At 39.1% G+C, this 4,600-nt stretch carries 2 protein-coding genes; both read right to left on the bottom strand.

What is annotated here, in order from left to right:
- Positions 1 to 3,955: rhamnogalacturonan lyase family protein (locus IEV84_RS16325; protein ID WP_188495857.1), on the bottom strand; the 3,955-nt coding region annotated here is incomplete at its 3' end.
- 367 nt (positions 3,956 to 4,322) lie between these two features.
- On the bottom strand, positions 4,323 to 4,600 hold a 278-nt coding region (locus IEV84_RS16320; RefSeq protein WP_188495855.1), incomplete at its 5' end, for a T9SS type A sorting domain-containing protein.

The raw sequence follows: 4,600 nt of genomic DNA, 5'->3' as shown, positions 1-4,600 counted from the left end.
CTTGAGCTATTGCATTCAAAGAAAGAGATGTTGGTCCATAACCATGATATAGTGTATTAACCAAGTCAATACTTGGGTTCATTGCATATACATCAGGGATATTTACTGCTAAAGGAGCATTGACCGTAACGGTAGTGGTGTCGATTGTTTGATTATTATCAACATCAGTCACTGTCCAGGTTATAATAGATTCACCTACATTGAAACTTCCGCTTGCATCGGTACCGGAACCACTTCTTTCGGTAGCTCCTGTAATGCTATAGGTAACGGAAGCTATACCACAATTGTCATTAGCTATTAAAATCGGAATGCTATAAGTTTCATTATGGCATAGAACCTGAGCGGCCGGTGTTGTTAAAATAGGAGCAATCGAATCGATTACTGTAACTTCAAAGCTATAGTTAACCGAACCCGAAGTATTGCTGGCTGTAACGGTTACATTTGTAACTCCCTTATTGAAAATACTGCCGGAACCTGTTCCATTTCCGGAAGCTGTAGTGGCTCCTGAGAAAGTATAGGTATAAGCCGGAGCAGGAAAGCCCAAAGCTTCTGCTGCATAATCTACTGTTGTATCACATCCATCGAAACCTGTGTTTTTTGTTGTGTTCACTACCTCTGGTGCCGAAATGTATTTTACTTCAATATTAGGAGTTGGTGCTTCAGCCATATCGTAACCAAGGAAAAAACTTGGGTGAGGCGGCTGATTGTAACCTGAATTTTGCCAAGCTACTGCTGTACGGTATTGAGGATCATGCATCAAAGTATGAATTCTCTTTTCGGTTGGAATATTCGTAGTAAAAATAATCAGTGCCGTATTGTCGCTACGACGTAAAATAATTTCTTCTCTCCAATCGCCAAAAATATCAGCCGTAAGGGCAGGATTCTTTTTTGAATCATTATTAGAGGATACCGGAGCTGCCTGATAAATAGTAAACAAACGATTTAGTGATTTTGTCACAGGATTCCATTTGTCCATAATAGTTCCGTCCAGCACTTCACGCCCTAAATCTCCATCCCACCATACTAAGTGATTGACTGCCTGACTACCTCCTGTAGGTCTATTTGTTCCAATTTCTCCATCCTGAACATTATATAGATTACCCGAAGAACTCCACATTTCATATCCCCTGTGATTAGGGTCAATATCGGCAGCTAAAGCACGTCCTACATCCCCTGTGGTTGGTACACCAAAAATCATAGCACCGGTTTTGGCATCATTAAGTCGAATACCATAAGGACTGTATTGTCCCGGAGACTCTAAACATTGCCAGATTTCCTGCCCCGGACGATCCGGATCCATATCAGACATGTGTAGTGCATCTCCATGACCCTGACCATACGTCCAAAGACGTTTCCCGTTGTCATTAATAGCACTTGATCCATTAATGATTTCATCTTTACCATCACCATCTACATCACCAACAGTCATCTGGTGATTTCCTTGGCTGGAGTAAGCATTGTTCGCTAAATCACTTGGATCTTTACTATCAAAAATCCATCTAAGCGTCAATTGACCGTCGCGCCAGTCGTAAGCAGCACGAACTAGTTTATCATAATATCCACGTCCTACAACAATGCTCGGACGGGCTCCATCAAGGTAAGCCACTGCAGAAACAAAACGATCCTGACGGTTACCATAACTATCTCCCCAATCGGAAGTGTTCCCCCTGGCTGGCTGATAAGTAGTGCTTGCCATAGCAGCACCCGTTAATCCGTTAAAGACAGTTAAAAATTCAGGCCCTTGTTGCACCCATCCTGAAGTATTACGGTAATCAACGGTAGCGTTACCTATAACAGCTCCTGTTCCGTCAATGGTACCATCGGCTGTTTTTAAGATGATTTCAGCTTTACCGTCTCCATCAAAATCATACACCATAAATGGATTAAAATGCGGACCGCCGTTCATATTAATTCCTAAATCAATACGCCATAATTTGGTTCCGTTCAATTTATAACAATCAAAAATTTGGTTACCGCTATAACCTCCGGAATTGTGATTAGCAACAGTAGGTTCCCATTTCAGGAAAACTTCATATTCTCCATCACCATCTACATCACCCACACTGGCATCATTAGCAGTGTAAGTATAAGCTTTTCCGTCCGGAGTTGTTCCTCCTGGTGGAATTTGCAAAGGAATAGACAATTGATTGTTTGCCCAAACGGAAACCGGATTCGAAGCCACACCTTCTGAACCGTTATTCACTGCCTTAACAGTATAGGTTCCATTGACAGTCGTGTTGTCCAAAAAGTTGGTAGAATTCGTAATTGGTGTTGTATTGAGTTTTACACCATCACGGTAAATATTAAAGGCAATTCCAGAAGGATCATTACCCAATAAACGCCAGCTAATAAATACCTGACTACTGGATTTACGCAAGGCTACTACTCCACGATTTAAGAATTCCATTTGCTTTGGTGTAGTCACGACTGCATCAGGTAGTGCCAGAGTATTTAAACGTACATTATCACCGTAAGAGGTTCCCGCACTGTTAATAGCATAAGCTCTTATATAATACAAAGTAGCCGGATTAAGATTTGGAATAATTACATTGTATGAACCTGAACCGGCAGTAGAAGCAACAACCTTAGTATTCCCCGTTGTTGGATTTCCACTGGTATTGTAAACAATTCCTCTTTCTGTTATAGCTGTTCCACCATCAGAGGTGATATTTCCTCCTGTTTCTGCAGTAGTAGCAGAAACATTGGTTACCGCCAAAGTACTCAATACAGCTGGTGGTGGAGGTGGCGTGTACATCCTAACAATTGGTGTACTGATACCACTGGAATTATTTTTTGTATAAACTACAAAAGGATATTCGTTCCCTGCAGCAATAGTTAAGTTACCCACAGGTTCGTCGATACCTCGTGCTACAGTAGGATCTTTCATTTCAACCCAGGCTGTAGCTCCCGCAGCTTGTTTGAATACACGTGCAGAATAAGTTGGCGTACTGCTAACATTGTCAATAAAAGAACAATAAAGATTTCCTGACACATCCTTGATAAGACTCAAACTTGGGGAATCTCTGGAACCTATTCGGGTGGTAGCACTCCAAGTATTTGTAGTTTTGTTGTAAGTAATAGCTGTAGCTCTATTAGAATCTGCAGTATTAAAATAGGCAATTACCAAATTGCCCGCAGCATTAAGTTCCATACTGGTGTGACGAATACCCGCCGTTACAGTTGGAGTTATAGAATTCCAAGTACCGCCATTGAATTGGTAAAGAGCCATAGGACCGGTAGAAGAAGTTGGAGTAGAAAGACTGCAAAAAGTTAACCAAGGCACATCTGCTTCGTCGATAACCAAACTTACTGCTACTGCCTTTGCCGCAGCATTCACGGCAGAGGAGCCTACAGTTACCCATGAAGTACCGTCAAATTTCTTTACATAAGGAGTCAGATTAACACCATCTGCAAAAGCGATGTATGGATTGTTATCCGAATCGAATGCTAACGAACTACGAGGTGTAGAATTGTACTGCGAAACAGTATTGGTTACAGAACCAGTAGAAACATAAAGATTATTAGCATCACCGTTTATTGGTTCCCAAATCTGGTTGCTTTCGTTAAATACTTTTACAGCCAATTTGTTTCCGTTAGAAGCATCAACATAAGTAACAAAAAAATTATTGGCTTTGTCCAGGTAAATCCTTGTATAGGTCAGATTAGAACCAATATCATCTCCAAGCTGCTCCCATACAGCTGTAGCGGGATTTCGCCTTTTTACTTTTGCAATAGTACCTTCTCTAAATACAACATAAGGAATATTATTCAAAGCTGTAATAGAAGTGTAATTAGATGCAACAGATGACACCTGATTTTCATTTCCTAAGATAGCCCATTGCTGAGCGAATGAGGTCTGAGTCGTCAAAAGACTCAATAGCGCAAAAAAAGTAAGTCTAAATAGCATCTTTTGAAAAAGAAACGATTTAGACTCATAGAGTAATTGTTTTTTCATAAAATAATGGTTAACGGTTAGTCATTCCAAAACTATTTCTTTAACACTTTATTAGCATCCTGCCCTATCCTGCTACATATCAATATCTTACAATAAAAAACCAATAAAAAGACCTTTTAAAACCATTCAATCCACTGCAATTCAATAATTTATAAAAAAACAATTAATCTTAAAAAAAAATTAACAAAATAACAATTACTATCCTAAAAATTATTGATTATATTTTCGATTTACGCAATTGCCCAACTTAGATTATTTTAAAAAAAAGACATCGTAAATTCCTCTTCCTAAAAAGAATTGAAACAAAAAATCCCAATAATTCTTTCGAAATATTGGGACGTTTTGATAATTGCTAATAAACGATTACTTATTCAAGCACTATTTTTAAATTATTTTCTCCATCAGCGCTTAGTACTTTTAAGAGGTATATACCTCTTGCATGATTAGTCAGATCACATGAAACAACTTGCTTTCCTTCTACTAAACTAACTTCTTTTTGCATTACTAATTGCCCAATAATATTGGTAATTACAAGACTTACTTTAGACGATTTGTAACCACTAAGTTGTACTGCAAACTCTCCTGTTGTAGGGTTAGGATAAGCTAACACCTCAACTGTTCCTAATTGCCTTTCTGATATTGCTG

Source organism: Flavobacterium palustre (genome assembly GCF_014639535.1).
Classification (GTDB): Bacteria; Bacteroidota; Bacteroidia; order Flavobacteriales; family Flavobacteriaceae; genus Flavobacterium; species Flavobacterium palustre.
This window is presented reverse-complemented; position numbering and strand designations above follow the sequence as displayed.